The sequence below is a fragment of the Streptomyces sp. NPDC002032 genome (assembly GCF_042890765.1).
In the GTDB taxonomy this organism is placed as follows: Bacteria; Actinomycetota; Actinomycetes; order Streptomycetales; family Streptomycetaceae; genus Streptomyces.
This window is the reverse complement of the sequence record NZ_JBIASM010000022.1, coordinates 75,067-92,329: the sequence shown is the minus strand read 5'-3', so window position 1 is coordinate 92,329 and position 17,263 is coordinate 75,067. Positions and strand designations below refer to the sequence as shown.

The following is a 17,263-nucleotide window of genomic DNA, read 5'->3' as shown; positions in this document are numbered from 1 at the left end:
GCTCGTACTGGACGTACTCGGGCTTTCGGCCGGTGCGGCGAGAGGGCGTGCCGGACGCCGCGACGGGGCGAACGTTGCCTGACGCGGCACTAGCCCGGCGGACGGCCCGGGCGGCGGGGCCCGGGGCCGTCCCGTCGCCCCGAACACCGCCGGCGGGGCTCGTCCGGGCTGTCTGTCGCGCGGTGGGGGGTGACAGGGCGGGGGGCGGCGGGATAGGGATCGGGCATGGACATGGACACCGAAACGGCCTCCGGCGCCGAGCCGCTTCCCCTCCCCCTCGCCGGGATCACCGTCGTCGCCGTCGAACAGGCCGTCTCCGCGCCCTTCGCCACCCGCCAGCTCGCCGACCTCGGCGCCCGGGTCGTCAAGGTGGAGCGCCCCGACGGCGGGGACTTCGCGCGCGCCTACGACACCGCCGCCCAGGGCCTGGCCTCGCACTTCGTGTGGGCCAACCGCGGCAAGGAGTCGATCGCGCTCGACCTGAAGGACCCGCGCGGGCTGGAGGTGCTGCACGGGCTGCTGGACGGCGCCGACGTCTTCGTCCAGAACCTCGCGCAGGGGGCCGCCGCCCGGCTCGGGCTCGACGCGGCCGCCCTGTGCGCGCGGTACCCGCGGCTGGTCGCGGTGGACATCTCCGGCTACGGACCCGAGGGCCCGTACGCCCACAAGCGCGCGTACGACATGCTCGTGCAGTGCGAGGCCGGGCTGGTCTCGGTGACCGGCACCCCGGAGCGGCCCGTGAAGGCGGGCATCCCGGCGGCCGACATCGCCGCGGCCATGTACGCCTTCTCGGGGGTGCTCGCCGCCCTCCTGCGCCGGGGGGCGACCGGGCGCGGCGGGCCGGTGGAGGTGTCCATGCTGGACGCGCTCGCCGAGTGGATGGGTCATCCGCTGCACCACACGATGCACGGCGGGGAACAGCCCGTACGGACGGGCCTCGCGCACGCCGTGATCGCGCCCTACGACGCCTACGCGACGGCCGACGGTGACCGCGTGCTGCTCTCGGTGCAGAACGACCGGGAGTGGCGCCGGCTGGCCCGGCAGGTGCTGGAGCGGCCCGACCTCGCGGAGGACCCGGCGTACGCGACGAACGCGGCCCGCACGCGGGGGCGGGAGAAGACGGACGCGGTGGTGGCCGAGGCCCTCGGCCGGCTCGGGGCGGACGAGGCGATCGGGCGGCTGGAGGCGGCCGGGATCGCGTGCGCGCGGCTCAACTCGGTGGCGCGGCTGGCCGGGCACCCGCAGCTGGCGGCGCGGGACCGCTGGCGGCAGGTGGATTCACCGGCGGGCCCGCTGCGGGCGCTGCTGCCGCCGATCGGGCTGCCGGGTGGCGCGGAACCGCGGATGGGCGCGGTGCCCGCGCTCGGCGAACACACCGACCCCCTGCTGCGCGCCCTGGGGATGACGGGCGCGCAGATCACGGCACTGCGCCGGGACGGTGTGATCGCCTGAGGCCGGGGATGCGGGTCTCGGGGGTTTCCGGAACCGCCGGGGTTTCCGGAACCGCCGGGGTTTCCGGAGCCCTCGGGGTCCGGAACCGCCGGGGGTTTCCGGGGGCGCCGGAGGGACCCGCCGGCGCCGGAGGGGAGACGGGGCCGGGGTGCGGCCGGGCCGGACCGGCCGCGCCGCGGGGACAGTTACGAGCGGCGGCTGCCGAAGAGCGTGCGACGCAGCCTGCGCAGCGGAGCGAACAGCGCGACGCGCGCGCTCCGGCTCCGCTGGACGTGCGTGTGGTCGCGGGAGGTGAGCTCGCGCATCAGCAGGGTCGCCTCGGCCGTCTCGTGGTGCGGGACGGCGGGACCGCCCAGCACGGCGAGATGGCGGTCGAGGCGCGAGCTGACCGCGCTGCTGCCGCAGGTGATGGCAGGCACGCGAGGCGGCCTGCTGCGCATTGCTATCTGTTCCATGTCTCTCCCCACCCGTACGAGGGCACCCGGCCCGGGCAGGTTAACCCTATCGCCCCGGCGTCACACTCGGGTATCCCGGTGGTGTGAATTACCCCTGTAGTTACGGGTAGTTGACGATTACTCAGCGGAGTCAGTCGTCACTCTCCGCAGCAACGGGCGGACTTGGCGAACGCTCCGTGAGGACGTCCGGAGAGTGTCGTCACGACCGGGGCCACCGAGCCCGCACTGCGCTAACTTGGAGTGATCACCCGGTGACGCTTGGGGGTAGGCGTGAGTGGGAGCGAAGAGGCGAACGAAGACGGCGCGGCCGCGCGTGTCGTCGCCGGACGGTACCGGCTGCTCGGCCCGCTGGGCCGTGGCGGCATGGGCGTCGTCTGGCGGGCCCGGGACGAGGTGCTCGGCCGCGAGGTCGCGGTCAAGGAGGTACGGGCGCCGGCCGGCCTCGACGCGGCCGAGGTGGCGCGCATGTACCGGCGGCTGGAGCGGGAGGCCTGGGCGGCGGCCCGGGTCTCGCACCGGGGGGTCGTGACCGTCTACGACGTGGCCTCCGAGGACGGGCGTCCGTGGATCGTCATGGAGCTGGTGCGCGGGCTCTCGCTGGCGGAGGTGCTGGAGGGCGAGGGCCCGATGGACCCGCAGCGGGCCGCGCACCTCGGCGAGCAGGTGCTGGCCGCACTGCGCTCCGCGCACGACGTGGGGGTGCTGCACCGCGACGTGAAGCCCGCCAACGTGCTGGTCGCCAATGACGGGCGGGTGGTGCTGAGCGACTTCGGGATCGCGAGCCTGGAGGGGTCGTCGGCGATCACGATGACCGGCGAGGTGGTCGGTTCCCCCGAATTCCTGGCACCGGAGCGCGCGTTGGGCCGTGAGCCGGGCCCGGAGTCGGACCTGTGGTCGCTCGGGGTGATGCTGTACGCCGCCGTGGAGGGGGTCTCCCCGTTCCGGCGGGACACCCCGCTGGCCACGCTGGAGGCGGTGGTGGACCGGGAGCTGCCGCCGCCGCGCCGGGCCGGTGCGCTGGAGCCCGTGCTGGAGGGGCTGTTGCGCAAGGATCCGCGGGAGCGGCTGACCTCGGCGCAGGCGGCCCGGATGCTGCGGATCATCGGCGCGGGCGGCGCCGTACGGGTGCCCGGCCCGGCGGTGGCGGGCTCGGAGGCCCCGACGGCCGTCCTGCACCGGGGAGACGCGCCCTACGGGCCCCGGGCGGCGACCACGCCGCTGCCGCTGCCGCTCGCGGTGACCGGCGGCGGGCCGGGGCCCCGGTCGTCGGCGCAGGGGCAGGAGCCGGGGCGGGCCGGGCTGGTGCTGGCCGTCGGGAGCGTGGCGCTGCTGCTGGTCCTGGCCCTGCTGGTGTGGCTCCTGGTGCGCGGGGCCGGTTCCGGCGGCGGGTCTTCCGCCGGGGCCGCGGGCCCGGGTCCGGGTCCGGGGCAGGCTTCGGCGCCCGCGGCGGGATCCGGTTCGGCCCCGGCGTCCGCCCCGCCCTCGCCGAGCCCCTCGCCCACGCCCTCGCCCACGCCCTCGGCGTCCGCGAGTCCCACGCCCGCGCAAGACGTCACCGTCTACGTGCACACCCTGCGCGCCGCCTACACCGGCGCCTGCCCGCCGCCCGAGGTGAGCGCGCCGGCCTTCACGGGGACGCTGGAAGTGGCGGTCACGCCCGCCGTGGTGGAGTACCGCTGGGTCACGCGCGGCGGCGCCTCCCCCGAACCGGAGTGGCGGAGCATCGTGTACGAGGCGGACGGGCCCCGGACCCGTCAGCTGAACCACACCGAGTCGGGCGGGACACCGGGGGCCGCCTCCGCCGACGCGGTCCGGCTGGAGGTGCGCCGGCCGGTGCAGAAGGCCTCCCCCTGGCTGGAGTTCTCCGTGACGTGCGAGAAGGAGACCCCGACGGGCGGGGCCTCCTCCCCTCCTGCCTCCGGCGCGCCGAGCGGGAGCCCGCCCCCGGCGCCGGCGCCGGTGGCGGTTCCCTGAGCGGCGTCCGGCCGCCCGTCAGGCCTTGCTGGTGAAGGCGGGCAGGTAGCCGCCGGACTGTCCGGCGGCCGTGGGGTGGTAGGACTCGCCGATGTTGAGCCAGTTGAGGCTGTGCAGCCACGCGTCGCCGGAGCAGATCTCGTGTCCGGTGAAGGCCGTGGCGACCGGGGCGAAGGTGTAGCCGTGGTCGGCGGCGCGCTTGGCGATGGCGGCGTTGAGGTAGTCGGACGCACCGTTGATGGCGCCGCGCTCGCCCTCGGTGAGGCCGGTGACGCAGTTTCCGTTCAGCTTGTAGAAGCGGGGATAGCCGAGGACGACCACGTGGGCGCCGGGGGCCCGGCTGTGGATGGCGTTGTAGACCTGGTCGAGCTGGCCGGGGAGGGTGGAGTCCACGTACGCCTTCGCCTGGTTGACACGGCTGACGCAGGTGGATTCGGACTGGAGCACACAGGTCGTCATGACGTCGGAGAATCCGGCGTCGTTGCCGCCGATGGTGATGCTGACGAGGTCGGTGCCGGAGTTGAGCGGGGCGAGCTGCCCGGAGAGGACGTCACCCGTACGGGCGCCCGAGCATGCGGCGAAGGAGAAGGTCTGGGGGGAGTGGGCGGCGGCCCAGAGGGCCGGGTAGGCGCGGGGGGTGCGCTTGCAGTCGCCGCTGGCGCCGTCGTAGTCGCCGGCGCCGACGCCGGAGGAGTACGAGTCACCGAGGGCCACGTAGCCGAAGTCGGCCTGGGCGGCGGCCGCCTGGCCGGCTCCCAGGAGGGCGGCTCCGGCGGCGAGGAGCAGGGAGGAGGCGAGGGCGGCGACGCGCGACAGTCTGATGCTCATGGATGCGGCTCCTTGTGGGGGTTACTCCTGAGTCCGTGGTACAAGCAGCCGCGCCTCTGTGGAAGTGTCCATGCCAAGAATGTTCGGGGCAGGGTCGAGCCGGAATCTTCACGCCCGTCGCGTTTGAAGGGGGAACACGGGCACCCGATCCGGCGAAACACGGGTGCATGAGGGCACATCGTGCCGGATCATGGGCGCCATGCCAGCAGACCCGCAGGACGCACTGCCGATTCGCCTGAACGTGGACGACAGTGACTCACCGTCGGATGTCGTCGACGCCCTGTTCCTCGGCCGGTTCGCGACCGGCGAGCAGCCGTACGCGCAGAGCGTGACGATCGACCGGGTGAAGCCGGAGGCGACGCTGCTGCCGCCGCGCGCGACCGTGCTGCGCTCGGCGCGCGACACCGACCGCAGCGCCACCCTCGCCGAGGGCGAGGGCTGGACCCTGCTCGTCTCCCGCTGGAGCCGGGGCGCCGACGTGACCGTCACGGCCGTCAGCGACGAACTCGCCGCGGGCGTCCTCGGGCAGGCCACGGAGGGGGCGCAGGACGAGCCCGAACCGCAGCCCGACAACGTCACGATGGGCTTCTGGTACGTCTCCCCGCGCCGTGGCCCGTACCGCACGACCCGGCAGATCTCCGCGGGCACGTGGGAGGAGGTGCGGCCCAACTACACCGCGCCGGTGGCCTCGGCGATGGACCGGCTGATGAAGGTCACCCCGGACGACATCGCGGGACGGCTGCTGCTGCTCCACGGGCCGCCCGGCACAGGGAAGACCTCGGCGCTGCGCACGCTGGCCCGGTCGTGGCGGGACTGGTGCCAGGTGGACTGCGTCCTGGACCCGGAGCGGCTGTTCAACGACGTGGGCTACCTGATGGACATCGCCATCGGGGAGGACGAGGGCTCCGCGAAGGGGCGCTGGCGGCTGCTGCTGCTGGAGGACTGCGACGAGCTGATCCGCGGCGAGGCCCGGCACACGGCCGGTCAGGCGCTCTCCCGGCTGCTGAACCTGACGGACGGTCTGCTGGGCCAGGGCCGCAACGTGCTGGTCGGCGTGACCACCAACGAGGACCTGGAACGGCTCCACCCCGCGGTCGTCCGCCCGGGGCGCTGCCTGGCCCGCATCGAGGTCGGCCCGCTGACCCGGCCGGAGGCGGTGGAGTGGCTCGGCACGGCGGAGGGGGTCTCGCGCGAGGGCGCGACCCTGGCGGAGCTCTTCGCCCTGCGCCGCGGCACGGGCCCGGCGGCGGTCCTCCCGCTCCAGCCGCACGACTCCGAGGCGGGCCTCTACCTCTAGGGGGAGTACGGCGACGGGTCCTAAGCCGCGGCGTAGCGGGCGCGGAGGGCGGTGGCGGCGGCTTCGAGGGCTTCGGCCTCGGTCAGGCCGAGGCGGTGGGCGTGTTCCGCGTACGCCTGCGCGGCCTGCGCCGCCTGACGGGACGAGCCCTCGGGGGCGGCGACGAACGTCCCGTTGCGGCCCCGCGTCTCGATCACCCCGTCGGCCTCCAGCGCCCGGTAGGCCTTGGCCACCGTGTTCGCGGCCAGGCCCAGTTCCTCCGCCAGTCCCCGGACCGTCGGCAGCTTGTAGCCCGCGGGGAGCTTCCCGGTCCGGGCCCGGTCCGCGATCTGTGCGCGCAGCTGTTCGTACGGGGCGGCCGAGCCGGCCGAGCCGTCGATCCTGATCCTGAGGTTGGTCGAGGTCACGCGGCCGATTGTCCCCCATTAATTCGCGGGCGCGGGCCGAGCGCGCGAACGTAACGTCGGCCCCGTGACCGTTTCCGTTCCGATCGGCCGGGACGCGCTTCACGAAGCAACTGGGAGGCACACGATGACCACGGCATGGACCGTCACCCTCACCAAGGCCGGCCGCACGAAGATCAGCTACCCGGCGGTGGAGGTGGGCGACGACGGCGACCGGATCTCGGTGCGCGCCCCCTGGGCGGCCGAGGGCGTACGGGACTTCGGTTTCGTGCGCTTCGAGCCGGGCGACGTGTTCGTCGAGCACTTCTGGCGGACGCGCTGGTTCGCGGTCAAGGAGGTGTGGAGCGGCGCGGGCGTCATGAAGGGCTGGTACTGCGACGTGACCCGCCCGGCGCTGGTCCGCGCGGGCGAGATCCTCGTCGACGACTTGGACCTGGACCTGTGGGTGCCCGCGGACGGCGGACCCGCCCTGCGCCTGGACGAGGACGAGTTCGCGGCGAGCGGCCTCGCCACCACCGACCCGGAGGCCGCCGCCCGGGCGGTCCGCGCGCTCGACACCCTGGACGCCCAGGCGCGGTCGGCCGGGGGTCTGGCGGCGCTGCTCGCCTGACGGCGGGGGCCCCGTCGGGGGCGCGGCCGGGGTGCGGCGGGGGTGCGGCGGGGGCGCCTGTCTGAGGGGGCTCTTACCGCCGCCTTAAAGGGACCCTAAGGATCGCCCGCAGGCGCCCGGAGCGGCCCTGACGGCCCGGTCGGCGGGCTAGCTTGGCGGGGCCAGGGAGGGATCGAGGCGCTGTCGGGGCCCCGGTCCGGGGTCGGCGGCGTGCCGGCCGGTTCCGTCCGCTGGCGTGCCCCCGCCGTGTGCCCGAAGGAGATCCACCCATGCCCGCGTCCCGTCGTCGCAGCGCCGTCCGTATCGCCTCCGCCGGTCTCGCCCCGCTCGCGGTGGCCGCGTACGCCGCAGGGCCCGCGGTGGCCCACGGTTCGATGACGGACCCGGTCAGCCGGGTGGCGGCCTGCTACGCGGAGGGGCCGGAAGCGCCGAAGTCGGCGGCGTGCAAGGCCGCCGTGGCGGCGAGCGGGGCGCAGGCGTTCTACGACTGGAACGCGGTGAACATCGCCAACGCGGCCGGGCAGAGCCGGAAGCTGATCCCGGACGGGCAGCTGTGCTCGGCGGGCAACAGCAAGTACAAGGGGCTGGACCTGGCGCGCGCGGACTGGCCGGCCAGCCCGATGACGGCCGGCCCGCACACCTTCCGCTACAAGGGCACCGCCCCGCACAAGGGCTCCTTCGAGCTGTACGTGACGAAGGACGGCTACGACCCGTCGAAGCCGCTGAAGTGGTCCGACCTGGAGCCCGCGCCCTTCGCGAAGGTCACGGACCCCGGCATGCAGAACGGCGACTACGTCTTCAGCGGGACCGTCCCGAAGAAGACGGGCCGCCACCTCGTCTACAGCGTCTGGCAGCGCTCGGACAGCCCGGAGGCCTTCTACACCTGCTCGGACGTGGTGTTCGGCAAGGACGGCGCGGCGGGCGGCGGTACGGGGGCCGGTACGGGAGCCGGTACGGGAGCCACCCCGGGCGGCGGCACGCCGGGCACGCGGCCTTCGGCCGCGCCGGGCGCCGGGCCCTCGGGAGCGCCCGCCGTGCCCGGCGGCCCCGCGGCCGAGGGGGACGGCGCCCCGCCGGCCAAGGCGCCGACGGACCGGCAGATCTCCGACGGCGCCGGGAAGTCCTCCGTGGAGCACCACGGCCACGGCGACAACGACCCGAAGACGAACGGTTCGGCGGCCGGCTCGCCGCTCCCGTCCGTGGTCTCCTCGCCCTCCGCGGCCGGTTCCCGGGGGGACGGCCTCGCGGAGACGGGCGGCAACGGCGCCACCCCGGCGCTCGCGGTCGCCGGAGCCGGCGCGCTGGCGGCGGGTGCGGCCGTGCTGTTCGCCCTGGCCCGCCGCCGGTCCGCGGCGGGCCGTCACGGCCGCTGACCGGCGGTCCGCCGGGTTGACGGACCGCCTGCCCGGACCGCCCGCGCGTCAGTCGAGGACCGACGCGCAGGTGGTCCGTTCGGCGTGCGCCGGGTCGAGGGCGTTGAGCGCCTCGTGCCAGGCGATCCGGTCGGTGAGGCCGATGGTGACGTGCTCGGAGAGGTCCACCGCGCACAGGTCCTGGAGCAGGACGTTGCGCACGCCGGGCCCGTCCAGGAACTGGCTGCGGTAGGGGGTGACCACCTCGTCGTAGCGGGTGGCGATCACCGTGTACTGCACGCCGGGGACCGTGTCGCCGCCCTCGTTCAGCTTGTTCTGGAACGGGGAGCCGATGATCTGGTCGGCGAGTCCGGGGGTGGCGGCGCTGATCAGGTCCTGGGCGCCGGGGAAGTACGGGAGCAGCTGGGTCAGTCCGGACAGGGTGGTGCCGTGGTTGTCCGGGGCGATCCCGACGAGCGCGTTGACCTTGGCGGCGCCGCCCAGGAACTTCAGGTAGTAGCGCGGCATCATGCCGCCCTGGGAGTGGCCGACGAGGTCGGCCTTGGCGGTGCCGGTGGAGGCGAGCACCTTGTCGACGAAGACCTGGAGCTGGCCGGCGGACTTGTCGATGGGGCCGAGGCCGTTGAAGAGGGGCACGCCGGGGAGCTGCCCGTAGTCGAGGGAGTAGACGCAGTACCCGCGGTGGACCAGGTACGGGGCGAAGCCCAGCCAGTTGTCGACGGAGTTGCCGAAGGTGCCGTGGACGAGGACGACGGGGCGCGGGTGCGCGGCGGAGGGTTTGCAGGACCAGTCGTTCCAGCCGCTGCTGGGGCGGGCCGCGGCCTGTGCGGCGCCGGTGGGGCCGACGAGGGCCGCGGCGGCGAGGGTGAGGACGGCCAGCGGGCGGAGCAGGCGTCTCCAGGGCAGCATCGTGTGATCTCCTTGCGGGTCCAGGGGAATACGTGGGGGTTCGTCCCGTGATCCGGATCACAAGGGGGGCTGCTGCCCGCTAAATTACGGGCGGGTAGCAAGACTGGGAAGTTACGCGTCGGTAAAAACTGTCGTGTCGAGTCCCGCTCCAGCCTCCCTCGGGAACAATGGGCGCCCCCAGATCCGGACTTGAGGTGATCGTGGCCGTGCAGGAACCCCCCGGCGCCGGTACCGCCCTGGCCGCTCCCGCCCCCCTGGCGGCCGACCCGCTGGTCGCGGCCGTCACGGAGACCGCGGTACGGGTCCTGCGGCCGGAGGCGGAGCGCACGGCCACGGGCGGGGTGCCGCGTACGCATCTGGACGCGCTCGCCGCGTGCGGCGCGTACGGGCTGATCGGATACGAACCGGATCCGGCGGGCGGGCTCACGGCCCGTCAGGTGGGCCGGGAGGTGCACGAGGTGCTGGCGGCCGTGGACCCGTCGACGTGGTTCGTCTGGACGCAGCACGTCCCGGCCGTCAAGGGGCTGCTGGCGGCGGACGGCCCGGCCGGTGACGCCCTGCGCGCCGACTGGCTGCCCGCGCTGCTGCGCGGGGAGCGGCGCGCCACGGCGGGCTTCGCGTTCCTGCGCCATCCGCGTCCGGCGGTCACGGCGGAGCGGGTGCCCGGCGGGTGGCGGCTGACGGGCCGGGTGCCGTGGGTGACGGGCTGGGGCCTGGCGGACGCCCTGTACGCGGGGGCGGTCACCCCGGCCGACGAGGCGCTGTTCGTCCTGCTGGACGCCGCCCCGGGCGGCGGGCTGAGCGGCTCCGGCGGGGACCCGCTGTGGGCGATGGGCGGTACGCACACGGCCTCGGTCGAGCTGCGCGGGGTCCGGGTGCCCGATGCCCGGGTGGTCGGGCGGATGCCGCGGGCCGACTGGATCCGGGCGTACGACCTGGAGAACGCCGACGCCCAGCCGGCCGTCTTCGGTCAGCTCCGCGCCACCGCGGACTTCCTGCTCCGGTCGTCCCCGTACGAGGAACTCGGCCTGCGGCTCGCGCGGAAGGCGGCCCGGCTGCGCGCCGAGGCCTACGGCCTGCGGGACCGGCTCCCGGCGCGGGAGGGCACCGGGGAGCGGCTCGCCCTGCGGGCGGCGTCCCTGGACCTGGCGGTGCGGGCGGCCGCGGCGTGCGTGGCCGTGGCCGGCGGCCGGGCGGTGCAGTTCGGGCACACCGCGGGGCGGCTCTCCCGGGAGGCGCAGTTCCACCTGATCCAGGCCCAGACCACCCCGCTGCGCACGGCGACGGCCCACCGCCTGCTGCCCGACCTGGACGCCTGACCGGCGGCCCGGCCCGGGGGCGGCCTCAGCGCCCCGGAGGCGAAGGAGCCCCCATGAAGGCAGCCGCGGGGCGGACGGTTCCGGGGCCGAAGCGGGAGTTGGCGCGGTCCATGGCGGCTTCGGCCGTGAGACGGGCTTCGCGGGCGGGGTCGAGGGAGAGCTGACGGCTCGTGCCGGCCGCGCCGATGAGGTCCTCGGCACGCAGCACCATGCCCGTGAGCCGGGCCCGTTGCAGGCCGGCGGCGTCCATCAGGCGGTAGGCGAGGGTGCGCAGGTCCTCGTCGTGCCCGGAGGCTTCGGGCAGCCGCCGGGACTTCTCCCAGCGGGTACCGCCCGCGAACTGAAGGGTCAGGGAAAGGGAGCGGGCGGCCTGGTGGCGGCCGCGCAGCCCGGCGCCGAGCCGGACGACGAGGGCCAGGAGGGCGGCGCGGGCGTGCGGGCCGTCGAGTTCGTGCCGGGTGAAGCCGGTCCGGACGGCGGCCGAGGGCGGCAGGTCGCGCGGGATGACCGGGCGGGGGTCGATGCCGCGGGCGCGTTCGGCGACGAGCCGGCCGGCGCGTTTGCCGAGGATCCGTTCGAGGACGCCGGGCGGGACCCGGGTCAGGGCCCCGACGGTGCGCAGTCCGTAGCCGCGCAGGGCGTCGGCCTGGCGGGGGCCGAGCCCGTACAGCGCCTCCACGGGCAGCGGGTCGAGGAAGCCGGCCGTCCCGTCCTCGGGGACGGCCAGGGTGCCGCCGGGTCCGGGGATCCGCGCGGAGGCCATGGCGGCCACGGCCCAGGTGCCCGCGACGCCGATGCGGACGTCGGTGCCGAGCCGGGCCACGGCGCGCAGCCGGACGACCTCGGCGATGCGGGCGGGGTCGGCGCCGAAGTACCGCTGGGCGCCCCGGACCTGGACGAGGGCGGCCCGTGGCGGCAGGGCCTGGACGAGCGGGGAGAACTCGCGCAGCAGGTCGAGGACGTCGCGGTAGCCCTCGGGGGTGAGGACGGGGGCGCAGCGGACGTGCAGGACTCCCGTTCCGAAGCGGTTCATCCTGCGCTCCCGGGACTGGAGTGCCACAGCTTGCGGCCGGTGGCGGCGCCCTCCCCGGGCGGCTGGAGGTCGGCCCACGGGTTCATCTCGTAGCCGGTGGGGAGGTGGATGCGGCGGCCGTTGCCGGCGGGCGCGGATCCGTCGGGCGCGGATCCGTCGGGCGCGGATCCGGTGGGCGCGGATCCGGTGGGCGCCGATCCGTCGGGCGCGAGGGCGTCCGGCGCGGATGCGGCGGCTCCGGTTCCGGCCGCCGGGGGTTCGGCGAGGCGGGCGGTGACGGCTTCGAGGCCGCTGCGCTCGCGGAGTTCGGCGAGTTCGGCGAGGTTCCAGGCGGCCGCGCCGACGACGCTGAGGCTCTGCGGGCCGCGCCGCTGCACGACGCCCCGTACCAGGAGCAGGAAGGAGTGGAAGACGGTGTGGGCGCAGGCTTCCTGGCTGTCGTCGAAGAAGGCCAGGTCGACGAGGCCGGTGCCGTCGTCGAGGGTGGTGAAGATGACCCGCCTGCCGGAGCGGATCGGCGGGGTCTGGGTGGCCGCCTTGGCGCCCGCGACGAGGACGGTCCGGCCGTGCGCGGCGTCGCGCAGGCGGCGGGCCGGGACGACGCCGAGTTCGGTGAGGAAGGCGTGGTGGTCCCCCATGAGGTGGCGGGAGGCGTCCATGCCGAGGACGCCGAGTTCGGCGCTGAGGCGTTCGGCTTCGGAGAGGTCGGGCAGGCCGACGGGGGCGGTGGAGCGGCCGCCGCCCAGCGGCAGCTGGGTTCCGCCCGGGGAGCCGCCCCGGGCCCCGGCGGCGCGCTGGGCGCCGTGCAGTTCGCTGACGTGCAGGAGCAGGTCCCGGCGGTTGGCGCCGAAGGCGTCCAGCGCGCCGACCTGGGCGAGGCGTTCGGCGACCGGCCGGCCCGGGTGGGCCCGGTCCCAGAAGTCGCGGAGCGAGGCGTAGGGCTGCCCGTTCTCGATGCGCAGGGCCTCGGCCCCGCTGATGCCGTGGACGTCGGCGAGGGCGAGCCGGAGGCCCCACCGCTCCGCGCCATCGGACACCAGTTCGATGCGGTGGGCGACCGCCGAGCGGTTCACGTCCAGCGGCAGCACCGGCACGCCCCGGCGCCGGGCGTCGGCCAGCAGCAGCCGCTTGGGGTACATCCCGGGGTCGTGGGTGAGCAGTCCGGCGTAGAAGGCGGCCGGATGGTGGGCCTTGAGCCAGGCCGACTGGTACGTGGGCACGGCGAAGGCCACGGCGTGCGCCTTGCAGAAGCCGTAGCTGCCGAAGGCCTCGATGATCTCCCAGGTCCGGGCGATCACCTCCACCGTGTAGCCGCGGGTAGCCGCCGTCGCCTCGAACCAGGCCCTGATCCGGCCCTGGGAGTCCGGGTCGGAGAGTCCGCGCCGGACCCGGTCGGCCTCGTCGCGGCCGCAGCCGGTCATGACGTGCACGATCTCGATGATCTGCTCGTGGAAGACGACGACGCCGTAGGTCTCGCGCAGCGCGTCGGCGAGGTCGGGGTGCGGGAAGCGGACGGGGGCCCGCCCGTGCCGGGCCTCGATGAAGGGGCGCACCATGTCGGCCGCCACCGGGCCGGGCCGGAAGAGGGAGATGTCGACGACGAGGTCGTGGAAGGTGGCGGGCTGGAGCCGTCCCACCAGGTCGCGCTGGCCCGGGGACTCGATCTGGAAGCAGCCCAGCGTCTCGGCGGAGCGGATCAGTTCGTACGTGGGCCCGTCGCCCGGCGGCACCTGCGCCGGGTCGTCCAGGTCGAGTTCGCGTCCCGTCGCCCGCCGGATCTCGGTGACCGCGTGGGCCATCGCGGACTGCATCCGCACGCCCAGGACGTCGAGTTTGAGCAGTCCGAGGTCCTCCACGTCCTCCTTGTCGAACTGGGACATGGGGAAGCCCTCGCCGCTGGTGGGGACCACCGGGGTGCGGGCGAGCAGGGTGGCGTCGGAGAGCAGGACCCCGCACGGGTGCATGGCGGTGCCGCGCGGCAGCGCGTCCAGGGCCTCGACGAGGTCCCACATCCGCTCGTACGCCTCCCCCCGCACGTCCTCCCGTACGCCGCGCAGTTCGGGGAGTTCCGCCAGCGCGGCGCGGGCGTCGCGGGCGCGGATGTGCGGGAACGCCTTGGCGAGGCGGTCGACGGTGGCGGGGTCCATGGCGAGGGCGGCGCCGACGTCGCGGACGGCGTGGCGGACCCGGTAGGTCTCGGGCATGGCGACGGTGGCGACGCGTTCGGCGCCGAAGCGGGCGATGATCCGGCGGTAGACCTCCAGCCGGCGGGCGGACTCCACGTCGATGTCGATGTCGGGCAGCACGCGGCGGCGCTTGGACAGGAAGCGTTCCATCAGCAGCCCGTTGGCGACGGGGTCGGCCTGCGCGATGCCGAGCAGGTGGTTGACGAGGGAGCCGGCGCCGGAGCCGCGGGCGGAAACCCGGATGCCCATCTCCCGTACGTCGTCCACGACCTGGGCGACCGTCAGGAAGTACGAGGCGTAGCCGTGGTGGGCGATGACGTCGAGCTCGTCGTGCATCCGCTGCCAGTACGCGGGGTCGCCGGCGTGGCCGCGCAGCACCATGCCCGCCGTGGCGCGGGAGGTCAGCACCCGCTGGGCGGTGCGGTGGGCGGCACCGACGAGGCGGGCCTCGGGGAAGTGCACGGAGCCGATGCCGAGGTCGTCCTCGGGGTCGACGGAGCAGGCCCCGGCGGTCTCCCGGGTGTGCGCGAGCAGGCGGCGGGCGTCGGCGGGGCGCAGTCCGGCGGCCTCGGCGATCCGGTCGGCGGCCTCGGCCATGAGGCCGGGGTCCTTGAGCCAGCGCTCGCCGGCGTCGAGGGGGCCCCGGGGGTCGACGGGGACCAGCCGGCGGGCGGCGTCGAGGACGTCGGCGACCGGGCCCTGGCCGGGATCGGCGTAGCGGACGGCGTTGGTGAGGACGGCCGTCACGCCCTGTTCGGCGGCGAAGCCGACGGTGCGGGCGGCCAGCCTCAGGGAGCCGGGGCCGGTGCCGGTGCGGCCGTGGTGGACGGCTTCCAGCCGCAGGGCGTCGCCATAGAGCTCCCGCCAGGGCGCGAGCAGCCGGGCCGCCCGGTCGGGGCGTCCCGCGGCGAGCGCCCGGCCCACTTCGGAGCCGGGCCCGAGCAGGACGAACACCCCGTCGCCGCCCATGGCCTCCCAGGGCACCACCGGCGACCCGCCGCCGGCCCGCGCGGGGCCCGCTCCCGCCCCCGGCCCGGAGCCGTCGCCGAAGCCGGGGTCCGCGCCGGAGCCGTCGCCGAAGCCCGCACCCGCATGGGCGGCGGTGACCATCCGGCACAGCCGCGCCCATCCGGCGGCCCCGTCGCGGGCCAGGAAGACGGCGCGGGGGGCGGACTCGTCGACGAAGGCCCCGCCCCTGACCGGGACCCGCCTGCGGTACGAGGCCTCGCCGGAGCCGGACGCGGCGGACGTCTTCCCGGCACCGCCGGGCACCCCCGCGGGGGGTACGGCGAGGTCCACCCCGAACAGGGGCCGGATCCCGGCCTTCGCGGCGGCCTTGGCGAACCGCACCGCGCCCGCGAGGGTGTCGCGGTCGGTCAGGGCGAGGGCGTCCATGCCCCGCTCGACGGCGCGCTGCGCCAGCCGCTCGGGGTGGGAGGCTCCGTACCGTACGGAGAATCCCGAAACGGTGTGCAGATGCGTAAAACCAGGCACCCGCGGCCCTCCTGCTTCGCTCGGATCAACACCTCCCCCGCCTCCACCATAGAGCAATTCGAATACCCGTGCGAAACACTTGTTCGATCATCCATTCGGTCCTCCCCTGCTGCGCCCGGCCCCCGCCGAGCCGAGCGTGAGGGCATGACCCAGCGCACCGAGAGCACCCCCGCAGGCCCGTCCGGCGGATTCCTCGCCGAGGTCAAGGACGCCGTGACCACCCGGGCAGCCCTGCTGGTCCTGGGCGTCCTGGCCCTCCAGCTGGCCTTCATCACCTCCTACATCGGGGCCTTCCACCATCCGGAGCCGCACGAGATCCCCCTCGCGGTGACCGCCCCGGCCGACCAGCTCACCCGGCAGGCGGTGCAGCGGCTCGGCGCCCTCCCCGGCGACCCCCTCGACCCCCGCGCGGTGGAGAACGAGGTCGCCGCCGTCACCCGGATCCAGAACCGGGAGGTCGACGGCGCGCTGGTCATCGACCCGGCCGGCCCGACCGACCGGCTGCTCGTCGCGGGCGGCGCCGGAGCCTCCCTCTCGCAGGCCCTGGAAGAGGTCGTCGGCGCGGTCGAGAAGGCCCAGGGGCGCAGCGTCCGCGTCGTCGACGTGGCCCCCGCCGCCCGGGGCGACGGCCGCGGCCTGAGCTCCTTCTACCTGGTCGTCGGCTGGTGCGTGGGCGGCTACCTGTGCGCCGCGATCCTCGCGATCAGCGCCGGGGCGCGGCCCGCCAACATCCACCGCGCCGTCATCCGGCTCGGCGCGCTCCTCCTGTACTCCCTCGCTGCGGGGCTGCTCGGCGCGGTCATCGCGGGCCCAGTACTGGACGCGCTGCCCGGCTCCCTCATGGCCCTGTGGGGCCTGGGCACCCTGGTCGTCTTCGCCGTCGGCGCGATCACCCTGGCCTTCCAGGGGCTGGCGGGCGTGGTCGGCATCGGCCTGGCCATCCTGCTGGTCGTGGTGCTCGGCAACCCGAGCGCCGGCGGCGCCTACCCGTACCCGCTGCTGCCGCCGTTCTGGAGCGCGATCGGTCCGGCCCTGCCGCCGGGCGCCGGCACCTACGCCGCCCGCTCCATCGCCTACTTCCACGGCAACGGCGCCCGTGGGCCGATGCTCGTCCTGTCCGCCTGGGCGGTGGCCGGCGCGGCCGTCACCCTGGCCTGCTCGGTCGTGCGCAGGGGACGGCCGGGGGCGGCCGTGGGCAGCGGACTGCCGGACGAGGACCCGGGCGTACCCCGCTTCACGGGCGGCGCGCAGGACCCGGTGCGGTGAACACCCCCGTCCTGCGCAACCGACAGGGGCCCGCAGAACAGGCCGTCTCCGTCAAGCGGATGGAGCCGAGCGCGCAGGCGCAGCTGGGTGCGCTCGGCCTCACCGGCTTCATCGTGGTCACCGTCATCGCCACCGGCATCGACGCGGGAATCTTCCCGGAGGAGCTGGGCCGCTCGGTGCTGCCGGTGGTCGGCTTCTTCATCGGCGGACTGGCCCAGCTGCTGGCCGGGCTGTTCCAGGCGCAGCGCGGCGACACCTGGCACGCCACCGTCTTCGGCGGCTTCGGGCTGTTCTGGATGGCGAAGGCCTGCCTGCTCCAGTGGGTGCTGCCGGCCACCGACCCGGCGCTGCGCGGGGACGTCAGCGGGCTGTTCACGCTGCCCTGGGTGTTCGTGGTGTTCGTGCTGTGGCTGGGCAGCTGGCGCATCCACCTGGTGCTGCTGTCCACCTTCACCTGCGTGCTGGTGGTCTTCGTCGCGATGACGGTCAGCGGGTTCACCGGCTCGGTGATCTGGAACCGGATCACCGGCTGGAGCGATCTGCTGGCCGCGCTCGGGGCGACGTACCTGCTGGCCGGGCAGATCATGGCCAGCACCTGGGGCCGCCAGGTGCTCCCGATGGGCCGCTTCCTGGCCCCCGAGGAACACCCCGAGACCTGACGAC

Annotated in this window: 14 protein-coding genes; 8 read left to right on the top strand and 6 right to left on the bottom strand. The window is 75.2% G+C overall.

Annotated elements, in window-relative coordinates; translation table 11 throughout:
* The first annotated feature begins 231 nt into the window (after window positions 1-231).
* Window positions 232-1,452, top strand: coding sequence for a CaiB/BaiF CoA-transferase family protein (locus ACFYYT_RS33030; RefSeq protein WP_351825903.1), 1,221 nt, complete (start codon window positions 232-234; stop codon window positions 1,450-1,452).
* Window positions 1,453-1,637: 185 nt separating this feature from the next.
* Here ACFYYT_RS33030 and ACFYYT_RS33025 read toward each other — a convergent pair whose 3' ends face one another.
* Window positions 1,638-1,907 carry a hypothetical protein gene (locus ACFYYT_RS33025; protein ID WP_266578052.1) on the bottom strand — a complete coding sequence of 90 codons (270 nt, stop codon included), beginning with the start codon at window positions 1,905-1,907 and terminating at the stop codon, window positions 1,638-1,640.
* 270 nt (window positions 1,908-2,177) lie between these two features.
* Here ACFYYT_RS33025 and ACFYYT_RS33020 point away from each other — a divergent pair, with 270 nt between their 5' ends.
* Window positions 2,178-3,881: a serine/threonine-protein kinase gene (locus ACFYYT_RS33020; protein WP_351825904.1), complete on the top strand. Its 1,704-nt coding sequence runs from the start codon at window positions 2,178-2,180 to the stop codon at window positions 3,879-3,881.
* Between the two features lie 18 nt (window positions 3,882-3,899).
* Here the strand turns inward: ACFYYT_RS33020 and ACFYYT_RS33015 are convergent, their stop codons facing one another.
* Complete coding sequence (locus ACFYYT_RS33015) at window positions 3,900-4,703, bottom strand: SGNH/GDSL hydrolase family protein (RefSeq protein WP_351825935.1); 804 nt, start codon at window positions 4,701-4,703, stop codon at window positions 3,900-3,902.
* Window positions 4,704-4,908: 205 nt separating this feature from the next.
* Here ACFYYT_RS33015 and ACFYYT_RS33010 point away from each other — a divergent pair, with 205 nt between their 5' ends.
* Window positions 4,909-6,006, top strand: coding sequence for a DUF5925 domain-containing protein (locus ACFYYT_RS33010; RefSeq protein ID WP_351825905.1), 1,098 nt, complete (start codon window positions 4,909-4,911; stop codon window positions 6,004-6,006).
* Window positions 6,007-6,026: 20 nt separating this feature from the next.
* Here ACFYYT_RS33010 and ACFYYT_RS33005 read toward each other — a convergent pair whose 3' ends face one another.
* Complete coding sequence (locus ACFYYT_RS33005; protein ID WP_351825906.1) at window positions 6,027-6,413, bottom strand: GntR family transcriptional regulator; 387 nt, start codon at window positions 6,411-6,413, stop codon at window positions 6,027-6,029.
* Window positions 6,414-6,537: 124 nt separating this feature from the next.
* On the opposite strand from ACFYYT_RS33005, the gene ACFYYT_RS33000 reads away from it, so the two are divergent.
* Together ACFYYT_RS33000 and ACFYYT_RS32995 are read left to right on the top strand one after the other, a co-directional pair.
* The gene (locus ACFYYT_RS33000) at window positions 6,538-7,020 is read left to right on the top strand and encodes a DUF402 domain-containing protein (RefSeq protein ID WP_351825907.1); all 483 of its coding nucleotides are present in this window, start codon (window positions 6,538-6,540) and stop codon (window positions 7,018-7,020) included.
* 269 nt (window positions 7,021-7,289) lie between these two features.
* Window positions 7,290-8,393 (top strand): lytic polysaccharide monooxygenase, encoded by a 1,104-nt coding sequence (locus tag ACFYYT_RS32995; protein ID WP_351825908.1) that lies wholly within the window; start codon window positions 7,290-7,292, stop codon window positions 8,391-8,393.
* A gap of 48 nt (window positions 8,394-8,441) precedes the next feature.
* On the opposite strand, the gene ACFYYT_RS32990 is transcribed toward ACFYYT_RS32995, so the two are convergent.
* A complete protein-coding gene (locus ACFYYT_RS32990) occupies window positions 8,442-9,302 on the bottom strand; it encodes an alpha/beta fold hydrolase (protein ID WP_351825909.1) in 861 nt (286 codons plus the stop codon).
* 206 nt (window positions 9,303-9,508) lie between these two features.
* Between ACFYYT_RS32990 and ACFYYT_RS32985 the strand changes: the two genes are divergently transcribed.
* Complete coding sequence (locus tag ACFYYT_RS32985) at window positions 9,509-10,621, top strand: acyl-CoA dehydrogenase family protein (RefSeq protein WP_351825910.1); 1,113 nt, start codon at window positions 9,509-9,511, stop codon at window positions 10,619-10,621.
* A 25-nt stretch (window positions 10,622-10,646) separates the two neighbouring features.
* On the opposite strand, the gene ACFYYT_RS32980 is transcribed toward ACFYYT_RS32985, so the two are convergent.
* Both ACFYYT_RS32980 and ACFYYT_RS32975 read right to left on the bottom strand, forming a co-directional pair.
* The gene (locus ACFYYT_RS32980) at window positions 10,647-11,654 is read right to left on the bottom strand and encodes a hypothetical protein (RefSeq protein ID WP_351825911.1); all 1,008 of its coding nucleotides are present in this window, start codon (window positions 11,652-11,654) and stop codon (window positions 10,647-10,649) included.
* On the bottom strand, window positions 11,651-15,334 hold the full coding sequence (locus ACFYYT_RS32975) for a DNA polymerase III subunit alpha (protein ID WP_351825912.1): 3,684 nt from the start codon (window positions 15,332-15,334) through the stop codon (window positions 11,651-11,653). The genes ACFYYT_RS32980 and ACFYYT_RS32975 overlap by 4 nt, the downstream gene beginning before the upstream one ends.
* Before the next feature lie 144 nt (window positions 15,335-15,478).
* Here ACFYYT_RS32975 and ACFYYT_RS32970 point away from each other — a divergent pair, with 144 nt between their 5' ends.
* Complete coding sequence (locus ACFYYT_RS32970) at window positions 15,479-16,600, top strand: DUF3533 domain-containing protein (protein WP_351825913.1); 1,122 nt, start codon at window positions 15,479-15,481, stop codon at window positions 16,598-16,600.
* The gene (locus tag ACFYYT_RS32965) at window positions 16,597-17,259 is read left to right on the top strand and encodes an acetate uptake transporter (RefSeq protein WP_351825914.1); all 663 of its coding nucleotides are present in this window, start codon (window positions 16,597-16,599) and stop codon (window positions 17,257-17,259) included. The genes ACFYYT_RS32970 and ACFYYT_RS32965 overlap by 4 nt, the downstream gene beginning before the upstream one ends.
* Window positions 17,260-17,263 lie beyond the last annotated feature (4 nt).

Coding starts and splice junctions, on each gene's coding strand:
- ACFYYT_RS33030 (WP_351825903.1), top strand. CDS start 232: ATGGACACCGAAACGGCCTCCGGCGCCGAGCCGCTTCCCCTCCCCCTC.
- ACFYYT_RS33025 (WP_266578052.1), bottom strand. CDS start 1,907: ATGGAACAGATAGCAATGCGCAGCAGGCCGCCTCGCGTGCCTGCCATC.
- ACFYYT_RS33010 (WP_351825905.1), top strand. CDS start 4,909: ATGCCAGCAGACCCGCAGGACGCACTGCCGATTCGCCTGAACGTGGAC.
- ACFYYT_RS33000 (WP_351825907.1), top strand. CDS start 6,538: ATGACCACGGCATGGACCGTCACCCTCACCAAGGCCGGCCGCACGAAG.
- ACFYYT_RS32995 (WP_351825908.1), top strand. CDS start 7,290: ATGCCCGCGTCCCGTCGTCGCAGCGCCGTCCGTATCGCCTCCGCCGGT.
- ACFYYT_RS32990 (WP_351825909.1), bottom strand. CDS start 9,302: ATGCTGCCCTGGAGACGCCTGCTCCGCCCGCTGGCCGTCCTCACCCTC.
- ACFYYT_RS32980 (WP_351825911.1), bottom strand. CDS start 11,654: ATGAACCGCTTCGGAACGGGAGTCCTGCACGTCCGCTGCGCCCCCGTC.
- ACFYYT_RS32970 (WP_351825913.1), top strand. CDS start 15,479: ATGACCCAGCGCACCGAGAGCACCCCCGCAGGCCCGTCCGGCGGATTC.